This is a genomic window from Pseudomonas sp. TTU2014-080ASC, assembly GCF_001446935.1.
Taxonomy (GTDB): Bacteria; Pseudomonadota; Gammaproteobacteria; order Pseudomonadales; family Pseudomonadaceae; genus Aquipseudomonas.
On the sequence record NZ_LKKK01000001.1, the window covers coordinates 131,076 to 149,828 of the forward strand.

The 18,753-nt window shown below is 55.3% G+C and carries 15 protein-coding genes; 5 read left to right on the forward strand and 10 right to left on the reverse strand.

Features of this window, described 5'->3' with window-relative positions:
• Nucleotides 1-62: 62 nt before the first annotated feature.
• The 3 genes from AO726_RS00615 to pqqF all read right to left on the reverse strand — a co-directional run bounded on the left by AO726_RS00615 (nucleotide 63) and on the right by pqqF (nucleotide 4,562).
• Nucleotides 63-449, reverse strand: a complete 387-nt coding sequence (locus AO726_RS00615; protein ID WP_058066122.1) for a hypothetical protein — start codon at nucleotides 447-449, stop codon at nucleotides 63-65.
• A 169-nt stretch (nucleotides 450-618) separates the two neighbouring features.
• Complete coding sequence (locus tag AO726_RS00620) at nucleotides 619-1,800, reverse strand: porin (RefSeq protein WP_058066123.1); 1,182 nt, start codon at nucleotides 1,798-1,800, stop codon at nucleotides 619-621.
• Between the two features lie 278 nt (nucleotides 1,801-2,078).
• Nucleotides 2,079-4,562: a pyrroloquinoline quinone biosynthesis protein PqqF gene (gene pqqF / locus AO726_RS00625; protein WP_058066124.1), complete on the reverse strand. Its 2,484-nt coding sequence runs from the start codon at nucleotides 4,560-4,562 to the stop codon at nucleotides 2,079-2,081.
• A 401-nt stretch (nucleotides 4,563-4,963) separates the two neighbouring features.
• On the opposite strand from pqqF, the gene AO726_RS00630 reads away from it, so the two are divergent.
• The 5 genes from AO726_RS00630 to AO726_RS00650 all read left to right on the forward strand — a co-directional run bounded on the left by AO726_RS00630 (nucleotide 4,964) and on the right by AO726_RS00650 (nucleotide 12,171).
• Nucleotides 4,964-6,313, forward strand: coding sequence for an MFS transporter (locus AO726_RS00630; protein WP_082629017.1), 1,350 nt, complete (start codon nucleotides 4,964-4,966; stop codon nucleotides 6,311-6,313).
• Nucleotides 6,314-6,790: 477 nt separating this feature from the next.
• Nucleotides 6,791-7,798 carry a lipase family alpha/beta hydrolase gene (locus tag AO726_RS00635; RefSeq protein WP_058066125.1) on the forward strand — a complete coding sequence of 336 codons (1,008 nt, stop codon included), beginning with the start codon at nucleotides 6,791-6,793 and terminating at the stop codon, nucleotides 7,796-7,798.
• A gap of 198 nt (nucleotides 7,799-7,996) precedes the next feature.
• On the forward strand, nucleotides 7,997-8,977 hold the full coding sequence (locus AO726_RS00640) for an esterase/lipase family protein (protein ID WP_058067052.1): 981 nt from the start codon (nucleotides 7,997-7,999) through the stop codon (nucleotides 8,975-8,977).
• 180 nt (nucleotides 8,978-9,157) lie between these two features.
• Nucleotides 9,158-10,177, forward strand: a complete 1,020-nt coding sequence (locus tag AO726_RS00645) for a lipase secretion chaperone (protein WP_082629018.1) — start codon at nucleotides 9,158-9,160, stop codon at nucleotides 10,175-10,177.
• A gap of 383 nt (nucleotides 10,178-10,560) precedes the next feature.
• The gene (locus AO726_RS00650; RefSeq protein ID WP_058066126.1) at nucleotides 10,561-12,171 is read left to right on the forward strand and encodes an NAD(P)/FAD-dependent oxidoreductase; all 1,611 of its coding nucleotides are present in this window, start codon (nucleotides 10,561-10,563) and stop codon (nucleotides 12,169-12,171) included.
• 34 nt (nucleotides 12,172-12,205) lie between these two features.
• On the opposite strand, the gene AO726_RS00655 is transcribed toward AO726_RS00650, so the two are convergent.
• From AO726_RS00655 to AO726_RS00685, 7 genes are all read right to left on the reverse strand, one after another.
• Entirely contained in the window at nucleotides 12,206-12,541 is a 336-nt protein-coding gene (locus tag AO726_RS00655) for a Na+/H+ antiporter subunit G (RefSeq protein WP_058066127.1), read from the reverse strand.
• Nucleotides 12,542-12,550: 9 nt separating this feature from the next.
• Nucleotides 12,551-12,820: a K+/H+ antiporter subunit F gene (locus AO726_RS00660; protein WP_058066128.1), complete on the reverse strand. Its 270-nt coding sequence runs from the start codon at nucleotides 12,818-12,820 to the stop codon at nucleotides 12,551-12,553.
• Nucleotides 12,805-13,302: a Na+/H+ antiporter subunit E gene (locus AO726_RS00665; protein ID WP_058066129.1), complete on the reverse strand. Its 498-nt coding sequence runs from the start codon at nucleotides 13,300-13,302 to the stop codon at nucleotides 12,805-12,807. The genes AO726_RS00660 and AO726_RS00665 overlap by 16 nt, the downstream gene beginning before the upstream one ends.
• Nucleotides 13,299-14,801 carry a monovalent cation/H+ antiporter subunit D gene (locus AO726_RS00670; protein ID WP_058066130.1) on the reverse strand — a complete coding sequence of 501 codons (1,503 nt, stop codon included), beginning with the start codon at nucleotides 14,799-14,801 and terminating at the stop codon, nucleotides 13,299-13,301. The genes AO726_RS00665 and AO726_RS00670 overlap by 4 nt, the downstream gene beginning before the upstream one ends.
• Nucleotides 14,798-15,130, reverse strand: a complete 333-nt coding sequence (locus AO726_RS00675) for a Na+/H+ antiporter subunit C (protein WP_058066131.1) — start codon at nucleotides 15,128-15,130, stop codon at nucleotides 14,798-14,800. The genes AO726_RS00670 and AO726_RS00675 overlap by 4 nt, the downstream gene beginning before the upstream one ends.
• Complete coding sequence (locus AO726_RS00680; RefSeq protein ID WP_058066132.1) at nucleotides 15,130-17,922, reverse strand: monovalent cation/H+ antiporter subunit A; 2,793 nt, start codon at nucleotides 17,920-17,922, stop codon at nucleotides 15,130-15,132. The genes AO726_RS00675 and AO726_RS00680 overlap by 1 nt, the downstream gene beginning before the upstream one ends.
• Nucleotides 17,923-18,235: 313 nt before the next feature.
• Complete coding sequence (locus AO726_RS00685; RefSeq protein WP_058066133.1) at nucleotides 18,236-18,697, reverse strand: outer membrane lipoprotein; 462 nt, start codon at nucleotides 18,695-18,697, stop codon at nucleotides 18,236-18,238.
• Nucleotides 18,698-18,753: the final 56 nt, after the last annotated feature.

The following is an 18,753-nucleotide window of genomic DNA, read 5'->3' on the forward strand; positions in this document are numbered from 1 at the left end:
GCTGCGTTAGCCCCTGATAAAAAAGCCGGGCATCGCCCGGCTCTCTCAGACCCAACCTGAGCCTAAGGCCAGAACAGCAGGGTCAACACCAGCAGACCGACATAGAAACCAATTTCCAGGGTTTCCGTGATCGGTTGAATACGTTTGATCGCTCCGTAGATGTGCACCACGATCATCATCACGGCGACAGCTGCCAGAAGTTCGAATGTCACGTGAATCGCTTCGCCGGTCAGTGCTGCGCGAAACATCATGGCTTCGATAATCAGAATAAAAGCGCCCAGACAGCGACCAAAGTACACCGCGAGGTCTGTGTGCTCAGGGATAGTCCAGCGCATGACGCGGGACCAGGTAAGCGGAATGGCAAATATCGGTAAGGCAAATACCAGTGTGGTTACGATAGCCAGCACCAGCAGGTATTGCGCAGCATGTTCGCTCCATAAGCCCAGCATAGGATTCACCTCATCTGCGGGCGGCGCTGAAACAGGCAGCGCATCAGAACAAACGGCAGTGCAAGGACCACACTGCTCAAGGGCAACAGGATCAGCAACGCTTGAATATCCATAGTTACCTCCTAAATGAATCGGGCGGGGTTTCCCCCGCCCTCTTCAGTTGGCTGTCTTACCAGTTCAGCACGACGCCCAGTGCCAGGGTGTCAGTGTCTTCGGCCAGGCCGCTGCCTTCTTTCGCATCAATCTCGTACTGGTTGTACTCGGCAACCAGTTTCAGGTTGTCGTTGATGGTGCGGAAGTAAGCGACGCCGCGAGTTTCATAATCGGCCTTAGTACCCAGACCGTTACCGTCATCCTCGGTCTTGCCGTAGGAGATGGCGACGCGGTTTTTACCAAAGGTGTAGGAGCTCTGCAGCAGATAGCCAGTGCTGTCGATTTCACGCAGGCTTGGCTCACCCAGGTTGTTGGTGAAGAACGGGTTGATGCCTTCAGCTTCGAAGCCAGAAGCAGTCACAGAGAAACCACCGATTTTGGCTTGTACGCCGTAGCCCAGGCCTTTGGAGTCAATAGTGTCCACGCTGCTGTCGGTGTTTTCCGAGCTCTGCTGCATACCGTTGATCCAGGAGTAGATGGTCGCACCGCCTACGTCGAACTGGTAGCTGACTTCAGTTTCGTAGCGTGGCTGTTCCTGATAGGACTTGCCGAGCGCACTGTTATCGTTGGTATCAACCGGGTCCATGATACCGACAGCAATGCGCAGGCCTTCAGCCAGGTTGTTGTTGCGGTAGGTGATCTGAGCAGTCGGGAACGGATACGGATAGCCAGTACCGATATTGCCGAAGGACACGCCACCACCATCAACCAGACCCAGGGTATCGCTGACGTTGCCGTAACCCGCCAGCAGCTCATCCAGGAAGATGTTGGAACGCGAGAACAGACCGAAGTCTTTACCAACCAGCACCTCGCCCCACTCAGGCGAAGTTACGGTGCCGTAGAACTGACGAACGTCGATAGCTGTATCGGTACCGCCCGACTCACCGTCGTTGATGGTGACCCAGAAGGACGAACGGGCAGCCAGTTTCAGGCCGTCGACTTCCTTACCGAAGTTGAAGCCAATCCAGTTTGGCAGGAAGCCCATTTTGACGCGGGACTGACGGCGGTCGTACTGCTCACCTTCGCGATCAACGTCACTGTTCACATAGAAGGCGTTGATGTAGCCGTCAGTGGAAAAGGTAACGTCATCCTGGTCATACAGGACAATCTCGGCAGCTGCGTGCTGAGCAGTCACCAGGGCTACAGCCGAGGCGAGCGCCAATGGCAGAAAACGGGTGCTGGCATTCTTGTTGTTCATAACACTCTCCGGTGGATAGGACGACTCGTAACGGTCAGTCGGTCGACGGTGATTATCAAAAACACCCACCAGCCCCCATACGCTGCCATAGCCCTGATCCCTTGCTGCTTTGGAGCGAACATCAGTCGCAGCGCCAAGGTTGTAATACCTGCACCTCCTAAGAAGCAGACCTAAAGACCCCTACCCAAAGTCTTACAACCCTCATAAACAGGCACACCAAAGGCGTACCCGACCAGGTGGCGAGCAAGAGTTATTAAAGGAAGGAAACCAGTGCCAGATCAGGCTGACTGTTCGTGATTACTCAATACAAAGCGGCCGCCGTCACCGCTGGCCAGTGCGCGTTGCGCAGCACAAGCCAACTCCGGTGTCAGGCAATGCAGATGGGCTGTTACCCGCTCAAGATGACTGCTCTCCAGCCCGGCAAGTTGCGCTTGCCAACACTGCTGCGCCAACCCATCGACACTGGCTGCCTCCAGTTGCAGCTGGTGGATTAGCGCCTCACATGCCCTGCTGACTTCCTGCTCACTCAGGCTTTCCAGCCAGCCTGTGCGAGACAGAAGAAATGCCTGGATGTGCTCCAAAATGGCTGATGCCGACAGATGCGGAGATTGCACACCAAACAGTAATCCGCGCCGCCCCTGAATCTGCCGGTACTGGCAAAAGACGGCATAGCCCAATTGCAATTCACTGCGAATACGCTGGTAGAAGCCACTCTGATGCAAGTGCGCAAGCAAGCGCCAACTGGCCTCGGTCAGAGGGGCAGAGTCCGGCTGAGGGCAGAACAGCAACAGTGCGGCTTCGCCTTCGGCGGAAATTTTCTTCCATACAGTCACTGCATGATCCAGCCCCCGGCATTCAGCCGGCCGGACTGCATCACTGGAAGCGAACAACGAAGCAACTGCCAATTGGTCCTCAGCACTGAACCCAATTCCCAGAGCCTCAACATGCATCGTGGCATAACGCTCACGCAGATGGGCGATCCCTTCATCAGCAGTGGCAGTTGGTTCGAGCATTTCGTTGCACTGCAATAAAAGCGCGCGGATCGGCATTCCCGAGAAGCCCGACGAGCCTTCGAATGCCGCTTTCCAACAGAGAATATCCGGATTGGCAAGACGCTCCATCAGCGCCCCAATTACCCGTGTGATCAAGCAGGCAGGCCCATCAATACGCAGTTCAAGGCTGGCCGCCGTACAGTCAATCTGCACACGGAAACCCAACTGTGCGGCCTGCTTCACGACCTTCTGCGAACACACTCGGACCAACTGACGCAGCCGCCCGCTGCCCAGCGGTGCGGCAAAGCTCAGACGCGCCAGCCATACCCCCTGCGCAACAGGGCGTGGGTGACTGTTTACGGGCTCAGGCATCCAGCGCAACCGGGCCGGGATAGGCAACCCAGGCCGCCGCGTGACCTGAGTGAGTAAGGGATTGCTCCCCGGCACGCACCAGCCGGTGCTCACCTTGCCTTCTGGCTCCGGTGGCTGTTTCTGCATGCGCAACACAAAGCCAGTGCCCGGCCACACGGGTGAATCCTCAACCTGAGTGCGAATCACGACATAACGCTGCACATCCTGCATCTGTCTGATCAAACCCTTCACTACCGACTCATCACACGGCTCAGCAATACCGGCCGCGCTTGCTGCAAGCGCTCGGGCGAGCTGCAACGGTGCATTGCTAGTCTCTTGCCAAGATTTAACCTGCTGGTGATTGAACAGCAGCTGTTGGACGTCAGCATGTTTTTCGACAAACCCCAGCCAGTCATTCAGCAGGCGAAGCATTCGGGCTCCGTTGCTGACTCCGTGCAAACTGACTACGAGTACAGCCTGCTCGGCCTCTGCATACACAGGACGCACATAAATACCCTGACAGCCCTCAGACTGGCGTAGCTGCGCAGCAAAACTACCGACCTGTTCATCCATCAGACAAGCCGATAACAGATCAAGCGCATCCGCAGACTTCCCGGTCGCCAACTCCAACGCAAAGCCCAGGTGTACTCCAGACTCTTGTCCGGCAGGCAGCTGCATCCGCGCAGACTGAAAGCGCAGTGGCAAAAGCGAAACCGGTACAGCTGCGTCCTCAAGCGTGCACTCAGGCATAACTGAACCCATCTGCTGAGCGACTGCCCACAACCACTCAAGCGGCTGCGGGCCGACGATGCTCAACTGGCAGTTACCACCGAAATAAAAACGCTGATGCCAGCTGCGTAAAGCCTGCTGGAAGGCAGGAACGCCTACAGGCAAGGTTTCCCGGTTGCCTGCGACAAAATCGGCACAACGGTGCCCGGCCGCCATTGCCTGACCAAAAGCACACCCCAGCAGCGTCTCCGCATCTTGGTTACGTGCTTCAAATTCGGCATGCACAACTTCACGCTCCCGCTCCTGCTCTACCTCACTCAGTAACGGGTGCACCAACATGTCGAACAAACGCAGCAAACCACCTTCAAGCTGAGCAGCAGGCACCTCGAAAAAGAACTCCGTATGTCGCGCCTGCGTGGTTGCGTTGACCTGCCCACCACAAGCCTGAACATATGGCATAAGACGCTGATCGCCACAAAAGCGGGCAGAATCCAGAAACAACATATGCTCCAGAAAATGCGCCAATCCCGGATACCCCAGCGGCTCATCGTGGCTACCTGCAGCAACCCTGACACAGACACCTGCGCGCTTCAGCCATGGCTGGCTGAGCAATGACACAGACAAGCCATTAGGCAAGATGCGGACATCCGCATGCGCGCTCGCACCGGTTGCGGTCAACAAGGCAGTCATAAACGCAGGGCTCTGGTGGGCATATCAGGCGGAGCATCGGTGCCTACAACCACAGGGACAATACTTCTTTGGTAGGAGCCCACTCAGAGCACGGCGCATGCAATGGCTCTAATCTGCGGCCTTCAGGCCTTAGCGCCTCCTCCAGAAGAACTACCGACACACATTAGCGCTTTTACGTTCGATAACCGCCCGACATGCCGATTAGAGGATTGTTTGTGCTGCACTCAAGCAAGGAACATTGGTCTCACCGGGCTCTGGAACGGGCCATGGCCAATAAAAATAATGAGCGTCAGCCAGCGTAAACATCGCCTCTGACACCACTCATTCCTGTTTCGCCAAGTCTTCCTCGCCAGTCCAACTACTGGTCAGGCAGAGGACGCACAATCTGCAGGAATCCTTGCATGAACCGCCACATTTCATCGCCCGAGACGGGCATTCTGGACGTTCAGTCCTTCATCAATACTCAAGCCCTTTCCGCTCATCAGTGGCGCATCGTCCTGATGTGTTTCCTGATCGTTTTCCTCGATGGTCTCGACACCGCCGCGATGGGCTTTATCGCTCCGGCGCTAAGTCACGACTGGGGAATTGACCGCTCAAGCCTCGGGCCGGTTATGAGTGCAGCGCTGATCGGCATGATCTTCGGCGCACTTGGCTCCGGCCCAATTGCTGACCGGTTCGGGCGTAAGCTAGTCCTTGTTGCTGCAGTCTTCCTGTTTGGCCTCTTCAGCCTGCTTTCTGCATACAGCAGCAATCTCGAGCAACTACTGGCCCTGCGTTTTTTAACCGGTCTGGGTCTCGGCGCGGCAATGCCCAACGCCACAACTCTGCTTTCGGAGTACACCCCTGAACGCCTGAAGTCCCTGTTGGTAACCAGCATGTTCTGTGGCTTTAACCTGGGCATGGCCTCCGGCGGACTGATCTCAGCCTGGTTTATTCCGCACTACGGCTGGCAGAGTCTGCTGATTATTGGTGGTGTGCTGCCGATACTGATGGCCGGCATCCTAATGGTCTGGCTTCCCGAGTCCGCCCGGTTTCTGGTGGTACGTAAGGCCAGCATCGAAAAAATTCGTAAAGTTCTTAGTCCGATTGCCCCGCAAGAAGTAGCCAAAGCCCGAAGTTTCAGCGTGCCGGAACTCAACAGCGTAGCGGCCAGTAACGTCTTCAAAATGATTTTCTCCAAGACCTACACCGCCGGTACTCTGCTGTTGTGGCTGACCTACTTTATGGGCTTGGTGATCGTTTACCTGCTCACCAGCTGGCTACCGACACTGATGCGCGACAACGGTGCCAGCCTTGAACATGCCGCGTTTATCGGGGCCATGTTCCAGTTTGGCGGAGTACTAAGCGCCGTCGGCGTAGGCTGGGCTATGGATCGTTTCAACCCGCACAAAGTGATTGCCGGGTTCTACCTGTTAGCCGGGGTATTCGCTTACTGCGTCGGCCAGAGCCTTGGTGAGGTCACGCTACTTGCCACACTCGTTCTGCTCGCAGGCATGTGCGTCAATGGAGCCCAGTCTGCTATGCCCTCGTTGGCCGCACGTTTTTACCCGACCCAAAGCCGTGCTACCGGTGTTTCATGGATGCTTGGAATCGGCCGCTTCGGCGCAGTACTGGGCGCTTGGATCGGTGCTACTTTGCTCGGGTTGGGCTGGAACTTTGAACAAGTTCTGACTGCCCTGCTGGTTCCCGCGATCATAGCCAGCACGGCCATATTCATTAAGGGGCTGGTCAGTCACGCAGACGCTACCTAATCGGCAGCTACCCTACCGCTTTGCCTGCTCATCCCGAGCAGGCAAAGAATCCACCCAAATCAAAAAACAAAGTGCTACCCCAACAGAGGAAACTGAGGTTTAACCGCCCTTATTAGTGAAAAATCCTGAGCACCGAGCCAAAAAAAGATCGTCATCTGACGCTCGCTACATTTGGCCACACCCAACACTCAAACTTCTGTTCCATGTAGTAACGCATTTGAATGACTACATAGTCACATTTTCCACCCAAAATCGTCGTCAACGCCCCGCAGTCGTAAGGCCTCCCAGCTACTCATACAGCATCTGGCACGCTTTCTGCTCAAGACCATCACAACAGTGCTCGGACCTAACGTAAAGCCACTTCAACAAAGCACTACAGGTGGCTTCACGTTGTGCCCGCAGTTCCTCACGGATGAGGCGCAACTACCCAACATTAATCCCATGGGTAATTGCAGAAACTAACCAGGACGGACTCCAATGAAGCTGCTCAATACTCTCTTTTCTTGTGCCCGCTACACCCCTCACGCTAAGAAAATCGCCACCGTGTGCCTGAGCACTTCTGTACTACTCAGCGGCCAGGCAAATGCCGGGTTACTGGACTTTCTGGGGCTGAAAAAAGACGACTATACGCAGACCCGTTACCCAATAGTTTTCAGTCATGGTCTGTACGGATTCGACAGACTTCTCGGTGGTGCGGTTGAGTACTGGCATGGTATTCCCGGTGCACTACGCCAGAGCGGTGCAGATGTCTTCGTTACTGAAGTCTCCCCTGTTAATAGCACCGAAGTCCGGGGGGAGGAACTGCTTCAGCAAGTCGAGAACTACCTGGCCATAACCGGCAAAGGCAAGGTGAATCTTGTCGGCCACAGCCACGGCGGCCCGACCATTCGCTACGTAGCGGGTGTGCGTCCTGATTTGGTGGCCTCAGTCACTACAATCGCGGGCGTTAACAAAGGCTCGGCTCTGGCTGACTACCTGAAAGAAAACCCAGAAAACCCAGTCGCCCGCGCCACAATAGTTGCTCTCGCTGAGGGGCTGGGCGCTCTGATCGACGTACTGTCAGCCGACGGAAAATTCCATAAACAAGACGGCCTGGCCTCACTGGCTGCCCTATCAACTGAAGGCTCGCTGAAATTCAACAGTCGCTTCCCGGATGGCATCCCTAAAACCGACTGCGGTGAAGGTGATTATGTCGTCAAAAACATCCGCTACTACTCATGGAGCGGAGCCAGCCCCAGTACAAACATCTTTGACCCATCCGACCTGATTACCAAAGTGGCCTCACTGACTTTCCCTAAAGGCGTGGCAAATGATGGCATGGTAGGGAGTTGTAGCTCCCACTTAGGCATGGTCATCCGCGACAACTACCGAATGAACCACTTGGACGAAGTCAACCTGATGTTCGGTCTCACCAGCCTGCTGGAAACAAACCCAGTAACGGTTTACCGACAACACGCCAACCGTTTGAAGCTCGCAGGCTTGTAAACAGCCCGCTTTAAGTGACGGTCCGTAAAACATAACAACATCTATCGGTAAGTAGGCAGGCAGGACTGCAATGGTCCTGCCTATTCCAGGGATTGAGGCAGAGATGCCTCTTTAGTGGCCGCCTCATGGAAACATGAGTTTTATAAGTCTAAGAAGGAAGGACTCCTAATGGATCTACATCGTCGCATCACCGCTCGCATGCCGCACAATTTACAGGCTAAAACGCTGGCTGCACTTTGCCTCAGCTCAACACTACTCGTAAGTACGCAGGCCAGCGCCGGGCTGCTGGATTTTCTATTTCCCAAGAAAGATGACTACACCCAAACACGCTATCCAATCGTCCTGAGCCATGGCCTGTTTGGCTTCGGGCAGATTGCAGGCATTGACTATTGGTTTGGCATTCCCGGTGAACTGCGCAAAGGCGGCGCTGAAGTTCTTATTAGTGAATCTTCAGCGGTAAACAGTAATGAAGTCCGCGGCGAGCAACTTATCGCACAACTGGAACAATGGGCTGCAGCAAAAGGCTACAAAAAGTTTAATTTGATCGGACATAGCCAAGGTGGAGGGGACGTTCGCTATGTACTCGGAGCCCGACCTGATCTGGTGGCCTCAGTCACTACCGTCGGGGCGTCACACAAAGGGTCCGGGGTTGCCGATGCAATCGACCTTGCCCCTGATAACCCAGCCATACGCGAGCCCATTGCTGCGGTCGTCAATGTTGTAGGCAAAACAATCAACCTGCTGAGCGGCAACATCCCCTTGCCTCCACAAGATGCCCTGGGTGCACTTGGCTCACTGACCACTGTAGGTGCAGCAGATTTCAACAGACGCTTCCCTGCTGGTATACCAACTACTGCTTGCGGGGAAGGTTCGTATCAGTTGAACGGCATCCGCCTTTACTCATGGATCGGCAGCCACACGCTAACCAACCCCCTAGACGGTGGCAACGACCTCGGCATGGCAGCTGGAGCCCTGGTAAACAGGCTCATGGGCAAAGGCGACAGTGATGGTATGGCTCCAGTCTGTGGTTCTCACTTTGGGCAAGTCATTCGCGACAACTACGTCATGAACCACGTCGATGAAATCAACCATCTTTTCGGGAATGTAAGTCCACTCGAAACCAACCCGAAAACACTTTTCCGGCAGCACGCCAACCGCCTGAAACTTGCAGGTCTCTAATATAAATAGCGGGTTCTGCTTTGCAGAACCCGCACCGTTTGATTGCGAAATCTGGTTATGGGCCCTGCCATCCCTCACGGATAAAAGAGCTCCACTCTGACAGTTCCAATTCAGCCTCAAACAATAAAACCGCCTAAAAATGACGCAAACTGCAATACATAAATCTAATCAGGTGTGAACGTGAAAAAACTGCTTTTACTGATTACCGTGGCATTCATTGTCATTCTGGCTGCGATCATCTTGTTTAACCCACAACCTAAAACCACTGCCGTATCACAGTCCCCACAGCCTGCAATAGCGTCCACCCCAATGGAACAAGTTACGCCAGGCAACAAAGCATCCGCACAGAAAAAGCTGCCACAAATGCCGTCGTACATGCGTGACACGGAAGTAGACGGCGTATTCAAAGTTGATGAGGCAGGCAACCTGCTTATCACCGACGACATCCGACGTATATTCGATTACTTCCTCAGTACGATTGGCGAAGAATCAGTGGAACAAAGTCTAAAGAGACTGCGAGGTTATATTGACAACCAGTTACAAGAGCCGGCCAAAAGCCAGGCGCACGAGATTCTTAATCAGTATCTGCAGTACCAGCATGAGCTTATTGCTTTAGAAATGGAGCACCCTCAAACCACTGACATCAACACTCTCGCCCAACGTGAAGCAGCGGTAAAAGCATTACGCGAACGGATATTCAGCAGTGAAGTCGTAGCAGCATTTTTCGGTAGAGAACAACTCTATAACGAGTTCACCCTACAACGCCTCACCATCCTGCACGACCCTAATCTAAGTGACGAAACCAAAACCGAACGCATCCAGCAACTGCGCGATGCACTTCCAGAAGAAATGCAGGATGACGCATTGACCCGCCTGCTAAGCGAGCTTAACCAAAAATCTGCAGCCCTTCAGGCCAATGGTGGAAGCGCCGCTGATCTGCGCAAATTACGTCAGCAAACTGTCGGCGTAGAAGCCACTGAACGTCTGGAGCAGTTAGACAGCAAACGCTCTGAATGGCAAAACCGCCTGCTTGGATTCCAAGCTGAAAGACAAAAAATCAACGACAACACAGGGCTGAGCGACAACGAGAAAGAACAAGCCATCAAACGCCTGATGGAAGACAACTTCAGCGATACAGAGCGTCTGCGGATCGATGCCGCACTGCAGCTTTATGAGTTGCAGCAAAAAGAAAAGAAATAACTAATAATTGCATGACGGGCGTTGATAGGCATGTATCAACGCCTTGTTATTTGAGCGTTAAGAACTTGGCATGCCCCAGCTATTACTTTCTCAAGAGTTGCTGCAACTCCATCGCACTCTAGGTTTTCGCTGTCTTTTCTTTGAGATAAAAACCACAGCCCTACAAGTGACTCCATCTAGCTCGATAGCCTGCTGAAGTAAATTAAAATCATACTTGTAGCAAATAGGTAAACCTTAGATGGGCTCCCCCCTCCTCCCTTGATTAATATTGCTATATTTGCCAATGGCATTGCATCTGAAGCCGCTCACTCTCACAACATCGCAGGTATACTCCCCCGCCAAACCCTCTGCCGGGTTGCCACCGGCCTTATGAGTACATACCTATGCTCCGTATTACCGAACTGAAGCTGCCCCTCGACCATCCTGACGAGGCGCTGCGCCCCGCTGTTATTCAACGCCTGGGGATCAACGATTCAGATCTGCTCGACTTCACCATCTTCAAGCGCAGCTACGATGCGCGTAAGAAATCCAGCGAATTGCAGTTCATCTACACCATCGACTGCACAGTCAAAGACGAAGAAAAGCTGCTGCAGCAGTTCGCCGATGACCGCCACATCAACATTGCCCCGGATACCCGCTACAAGCCACTAGGACAAGCGCCTGAAAACATCGCAGAGCGCCCAGTCGTAGTCGGCTTTGGCCCCTGCGGTATTTTTGCAGCGCTGATTCTGGCCCAGGCCGGGTTGAAGCCGATTGTGTTGGAGCGCGGTAAGGAAGTCCGTCAGCGCACCAAAGATACCTGGGGCCTGTGGCGTAAGAAGGTACTTAACCCTGAGTCCAACGTGCAGTTTGGTGAAGGGGGTGCCGGAACCTTCTCTGACGGCAAGCTCTACAGCCAGATCAAAGACCCGAAGCACTACGGGCGCAAAGTACTGCAAGAGTTCGTCAAAGCCGGCGCACCAGATGAAATCCTCTACGTCAGCAAACCTCACATTGGTACATTCCGTCTGACTGGCGTGGTTGCCACCATGCGTGAAGAGATCAAAGCGCTGGGCGGTGAGGTACGTTTTGAGCAGCGCGTCAGTGATCTGCTGATCGAAGACGGCCAGCTCAAAGGCGTGGAGCTGGAAAACGGCGAACAGATTCTCAGCCGCCAGGTGGTTCTGGCGCTGGGCCATAGCTCACGTGACACCTTCCGTATACTGGAAAAGCGCGGCGTGTTTCTGGAAGCCAAGCCCTTCTCCGTGGGCTTCCGTATCGAACATCCACAGTCCCTGATTGACCGCGCCCGACTGGGCAAGTATGCCGGCCACCCAAAACTCGGCGCAGCGGACTACAAGCTGGTGCACCACGCTAAAAACGGCCGTGCGGTGTACAGCTTCTGCATGTGTCCCGGCGGTACGGTTGTGGCGGCGACATCCGAGCCTAATCGTGTAGTCACCAACGGCATGAGCCAGTACTCGCGTAACGAGCGCAATGCCAACTCAGGCATCGTCGTGGGCATCACGCCAGAGCAGGATTATCCGGGCGGCCCGCTGGCCGGTGTAGAACTGCAAGAACGCTTGGAATCTCATGCTTACGTTTTGGGCGGCAGCAGCTACGAGGCACCTGCGCAGTTGGTGGGTGACTTTATTGCCGGTAAACCTTCGACTGAGCTGGGCAGCGTCGAGCCGTCCTACAAACCGGGGATCAAGCTGGGTGATTTGGCGTTGGCCCTACCTGACTTCGCCATTGAGGCGATCCGCGAAGCGCTGCCAGCCTTTGGCAAGCAGATCAAAGGTTTCGACCTGCATGACGCTGTACTGACCGGCATCGAAACCCGGACGTCCTCGCCTGTGCGGATTACCCGTGGCGAAGACTTACAGAGCCTGAATGTGAAAGGTCTGTACCCGGCCGGCGAAGGTGCGGGTTATGCCGGCGGTATTTTGTCTGCTGGGGTGGATGGCATCCGCGTGGCAGAAGCAGTTATCCGCAACATGCTCAAGCTCGACTGAACCTAAGCGCTACTGAGGCGCAACTAGCTGCGCCTCAGCCCTCTTCCCACGGTCTGCCGCGGGTGCGCTCGAATAGCTTGACCTTCTTCTGAATCGCAGCCTTCGACAGCATGTGCGCGCTCACCGGAGCAGTGATGAACAGGAACAGCGTGATCAGCAGCTCATGCACGCTTACGCCTTCACCCTGCAAGCTAAAGAACAGGATGGAGCCAATCAGCAAACCGCCAACCCCCAGCGTCGTAGCCTTGGTCGGCCCGTGCAGACGTGTGAAAAAGTCCGGCAAACGATACAAGCCAATCGCGCCGATCAGGATAAACAGGCTGCCAATCAGCAGCGCCAGTGAAATCAATACCTCAGCCCACAATGGCATGGCCGCTCCTCAGTCAATGATGTCGCCGTGAAGCAGGTGTTTACCCACCGCAACCGTGCTGACAAAACCCATCACTGCAATCAGCAGCGCTGTCTCAAAAAAGATGTTGCTGTTCAACCAGATACCGAACAGCACCACCAGCGCCAAGCCGTTGATATACAGCGTATCCAGTGCCAGCACCCGATCCGGCATGCTCGGTCCTTGAATCAGCCGCGCGACGTTAAGGGCCAGCGCCAGTGAGATAAGCACCAGGCACACCGGCATTACGTACGTGAGCATTCGAATATCTCCATCAGCGGTGCTTCGTAGCGTTGTTTCACTTCATCAATCAGCGCTTGCCGGTCTGGCACATCAAGGCCGTGCAGCAGAAGAATCTTGTGATCGGCGCTGAGCCCAGCAGAAACTGTACCCGGCGTCAGCGACACGATGCTGGACAGCACCGCCAGTACGAAGTCGTTTTCAATATCCATCGGCACATCGACGAAGGCCGGATTCAGCCGCTGCGGCGACCCCAGCACTAACTTCGCCACCTGCAGGTTGGCGATGATGATGTCGTAGAACACCTTCAGCATGAAGGTAACCAGCAACAGCGGTTTACGGATGCGTGGCACCTCAAGCAAAAAGTGCTGAGTCAGCTGCACAATCGCCCAGCCCAAGAACAGCCCCAACAACACTTGGCCGAAGGCGATGCTGTTAACCATCAACAGCCAGAGAACGGCCAGCACCAGCATCATCAACGGATGGGGGAAGAGTCGTTTCATGCCTCACCTCCACGGACGATGGCCAGATAGGGTTGTAGATTCAGCAACTGTTCAGCGGTGGCCTGCATATACGCGCTGATCGGTTGCGCCGCGATTACCAGGACAATACTGCCGCTAAGCAAACCTGCCGTGGCCAGCAGTCTGACCGGGTCAGCTTTCTGCGCCACACCCGACACGTGCTGGCCCGCCCAGAACAACGCACTACCTGCCCGACTCAGGGCGATTAGCAGGCCCAATCCGCCGACCAGCAGGATCGGCCACAGCAGCAGCGCCTGGCCCTGATCCAGCACGGCGCGCAGCAGCATGACCTTACCGAGAAAGCCGGAGAACGGCGGCAAGCCGGCCACAGAGATACAACCAACAAAGAACAAACCGCCGAGCAGTAATGGCTGCTGCACTGCACCTGGCTGAAGTAACTCGCCTTGAGCCTCACCACGTTGACGGCTGATCAGGTCAGCCAAGAGGAACAGGCCTCCTGCAACCAGCGTACTGTGAACCAAGTAGTACATAGCAGCTGCCAGACTTTCTGAGTTGCCCAAGGCGAAACCGGCGAGCAAGGTACCGACCGACACCACCACCAGATAAGCCAACAGCACCTGCAACTGACGCGCCGCCAGCGCCCCGATAACACCCGCAACAATGGTCAATGCCGCCAGCCACCACAGCAGATCGTGGGCGAGAAATGCCAGCTCATTGGCGGCCCCACCAAAAATCAGGGTGAAAACGCGGATTATCGCGTACAGCCCGACCTTGGTCATGATCGCAAACAGCGCAGCCACCGGCGCGGTAGCCGCTGCGTAGGCACGTGGCAGCCAGAAGTACAGCGGTAGAATGGCCGCCTTCAGCGCAAATACCACCAGCAGAAAGTAAGCCGCTGCGGCAATCAGCGGCGCAGTCTCTGAGTCGGCCTGCCCCACCTTGACCGCCAGGTCAGCCATATTCAGCGTCCCGGTCAACCCATAAAGAATACCCACGCCTATCAGAAAGAACGACGATCCCAGCAAGTTCAGCACTACATAGTGCATACCCGCCTTTATCCGCGCCCCGCCATTGCCATGCACCAGCAGCACGTAGGAAGAAATCAGCAGGATTTCGAAGAACACGAACAGGTTGAACAAGTCGCCGGTGAGAAATGCCCCGTTAATGCCCAACAGCTGAAACTGGAAGATCGCATGAAAGTTCGGCCCGCGTTCATCGTCACCCCGCGCACCATAAATCAGCGCCAGACTGGCGAGCACCGAGGTTAACAGCAGCATCAGCGCGCTAAGGCGATCCAGCAGCAAAATGATGCCGAACGGCGGCTGCCAATTGCCCAGCGCGTAGATGCGTAACTGATCATCACTGGCCTGCAACAACAGACACAGCGCAACAGGCACCAAAGCGAATGTCGCCAGCAGCGACAGCACACGCTTGGCAGGTTTACCCATGCGGTGAACGACCAGCAGGGTCGCTCCCATAAACAGCGGAATCAGAACAGGGAGAATCAACAGATGGTTCATGCGCGCGGCTCCTCGCCATCGACATGATCCGTCTTAAGTTCACCCAAACCACGCAGCGACAGCACCACGACAAAAGCAGTCATCGCAAAGCCAATCACAATTGCCGTGAGCACCAGTGCCTGTGGCACCGGATCGGCATATTCAGTCGCACCGGTATTGAGTACCGCGGCTCCACCAGTTACTAAACGCCCCATACCAAACAGGAACAAGTTGACTGCATAAGAGAGCAAGGTAAGCCCCAGCACCACCGGAAAAATCCGTCCGCGCAGGATCAGGTAAATCCCTGAAGCGCTCAAAATGCCAAGCGTAATAGCGAATACAATTTCCATCAGAGTACCTCCTCGCTCGACTCATCTTGGCTGACGTGACCAATGTTAGAGAGGATCAGCAAGGTCGCACCGACCACGGCCAAATACACCCCAAGGTCAAAGAACAACGCAGTGGCTAGCTCAATTTCTCCAATCAGCGGAATCTCGAAATGACCAAACGACGTGGTCAGGAACGGATAACCAAATGCCAGACTGCCCAACCCCGTCAGGCCGGCCAACAACACGCCCCACCCCGCAATGGCGTGATAGCTCAATGGCTGGCGGGTCTGAGTCCAAGTCACACCATGGGAGATGTACTGCAGGATCAGCGCAATCGCAGTGATCAGCCCCGCAATAAAGCCGCCGCCAGGCAGGTTATGGCCGCGCAGGAAGATAAACACCGACACCAGTAAGGCCATCGGTAACAGCAGACGGGAGAGCTTGTCGAGAATCATCGGATGGCTGTCAGTGGACCACAGACGCCCGAACGCATCGCGCTCAGGATGCGGCAGATGCAACCCATGCAGTAAGGCGTAAATACCCACGGCAGCAATCGCCAGCACGGTGATCTCGCCCATGGTATCGAAGCCACGGAAGTCCACCAGAATCACGTTCACCACATTGGTGCCGCCACCGCCCGGGATACTGTTCTGCATAAAGAATGAGGCAATGCTGTCGTATGGACGGGTCATCACCGCATACGTCAGCAAGGCAATCAAGGTACCGACTGCCAAGGCCACCAGCAAATCACGCAACACCCGCGCACTGCTAGACTCTGGCGGCGTGCGATCGGGCATGAAGTACAGCACCAGCATCAGCAGGATGATGGTCACCACCTCCACCGACACCTGAGTCAGCGCCAGGTCAGGAGCCGAGTAACGTGCAAACGCCAGAACCACCATCAGGCCTGCACCGCCGATAATCATCAGCGCGATCAGCCGTTCACGGTGATAGACCACGGTCAGTAGCGAAGTCAGGCACAGCACGGCAAAGCCCAGCACGGTCAGACCGTCCACCGGCGTATACGGCAGTGATCCGCGCAATTGAGTCAGCGGGCTCAATGCAATGATCACCAGCACCAGCACGCTGCCCAGCATCCACAGCAGATAACGCTGCTGCGAGCCGTTCTCCAGCAAGCCGGTCACTCCCCGGGCAAATCTTTGCAGGCTGCGCATGGACTGCTCAAACAAATAAAGCGCACTGAGCACTGGAAGTCCCGCGTACCAGCTGAACAGCGGCTTGCGGCAAGCGTATATAAGCATGCCGCCGAACAGTGCGACACAGCTCATGATCAGCGGCAAATTAAAGCCATGCCAGATCGCCAGACTGTATTCAGGCAGTTGCCCGCCAAGTGCAGCCGAAGCACTGGTCGCCAGCAGCGGCGCGACGGTATAAGCCGGCACAACTCCGACCAGCAGGCAGAGGAATACCAAAATCTCTACCGGAGCCTTCATGTAGCGCGGCGGCTCATGAGGCGGGTATTTGGGCAGATCGATCGGTTCGCCGTTAAAGAACACGTCGTGAATAAAACGCAGCGAATAGGCCACTGCGAAAGTCCCGGCCAAAGTCGCAACGGCCGGAATCAGCCAGTTGAAACCACCGAGCAGACTGGAGTTCAGGGTTTCGTTGAAGAACATTTCCTTACTCAGGAAGCCATTCAGCAACGGCACCCCCGCCATCGCAGAAGCCGCAACCATGGCCAGTAGTCCAGTGTGCGGCATGTACTTCCACAGGCCGTTAATCTTTCGCATATCTCGGCTGCCGGTTTCATGATCAATGATGCCAGCCGCCATAAACAACGACGCTTTGAAGGTAGCGTGGTTAATGATGTGGAACACCGCAGCCACAGTGGACAACTGCGTATCCAGACCAAACAACAACGTAATCAGCCCCAGATGGCTGATAGTTGAATAGGCCAGCAGGCCCTTAAGGTCATGCTGGAACAGCGCCATCGCGGCACCCACCAACAACGTGGTCATACCGGTCAAACTAACCAAGTAGAACCACAAATCAGATCCAGACAACGCCGGATACAACCGTGCCAGCAAGAACACCCCGGCCTTGACCATGGTCGCAGAGTGCAGATAAGCCGACACTGGCGTCGGTGCAGCCATTGCGTGAGGCAACCAGAAGTGGAACGGGAACTGGGCCGACTTGGTAAACACTCCCAGCAGCACTAAGACCAGTGCCAGCGGGTAAAGGGCATGGTTGATGATCAGGTCACCGGATGCCAGCACCTGGGTCAGTTCAAAACTGCCAACGATATGGCCGATCAGCAGAATACCGGCGAGCATCGCCAGGCCCCCGCCACCGGTTACTGCCAGCGACATCCGCGCTCCACGCCGGGCATCCGAGCGGTGCCCCCAAAAGCCAATCAGCAGGAATGAAGCGAGGCTGGTCAACTCCCAAAACATCGCCAACTGCAGGAGGTTTTCAGACAGCACCACACCGAGCATCGCGCCCATAAACAGCAGCAAATAGGAGAAGAAGCGCCCCATCGGCTCCTTGTCCGACAGGTAGTAACGGGCATACAGGATCACCAGCAGGCCAATGCCCAAAATCAGCAGAGCAAATAGGAATCCCAAACCATCCAGGCGCACGCCCAGATTCAAACCCACTGCGGGTAACCAATCATAGGTGGCCAGCAGCGTCTGGCCTGCAAAAACCGCTTCGTAGTGCGAGAACAAGATAAATAAGGCAATGACGGGAGCGATTGCAGTCGCCACAGCACAGGCTGTGCGGCTTAATCGCTCGCCCAGCAAGGCCAAAAAAATGCCCAAAAACGGCAAGGCGATGATCATCGCTAGCGTCATAGAAATCCCCTTATTCAAAACTGGCGCAAGTCCAGGTACCGACTAACGCCACCTAACTTCCATCTGCTGCACGAATATGACGTTCCGAACCGGCTTCAGCTCTATGCTTAGAAAAGCTTGTACAGTAGTTCGGATGACAAAATGGACTCGATTATCCATAACTATCATCAAACAGTCATGGATAGAATTATTACTAAACACTCTATTTAAGCATGCGTAGCCTGCAACCTGTACGCACCGCTAAGCCACTGGTTTATTTGGGAAAGTTAATAAAAAACCGGATCAGCCAGCGCTGACCCGGTTTTCTGATGCATCAGTGAGTAACGCGACTGGTGCCGTTAACGGTCATGATGCGGACACGCTCGCCTACGCGGAAAATCTGATTTTCCTGCACTTCCTGCACATAAGCCCGCAGACTGCCGTCATCTTCACGCACAGTGATCTCGACGCCCTGAGTCCGAGTCAGGCCCTCTTCGGTTGCGGCGCCTAACAGCCCGCCTGCTACGGCACCGATCACAGCAGCCACGGCACTGGCGCGGCCCCCCCCGACACCACTCCCGGCAACGCCGCCGACAATGGCGCCAGCACCTGAGCCAATTGGGGTTTTGGTACCTTCAATTTTCACCGGGCGCAGCGACTCAATCGTCCCCAAACGCACGGTCTGCACCTGCCGCGCTTCTTCCCGGGAATAAGAATCCCCAGTCAGATTAGACGTACAACCGCCCAGCAAGGCCAGCGAACCCAGTGAAACCGCCACAACAATCGCTTTACGCATCTTTTATCTCCACACAGGCTTTGCGGCTGCAAGCCGCGCCTGGACTTACTGATTCA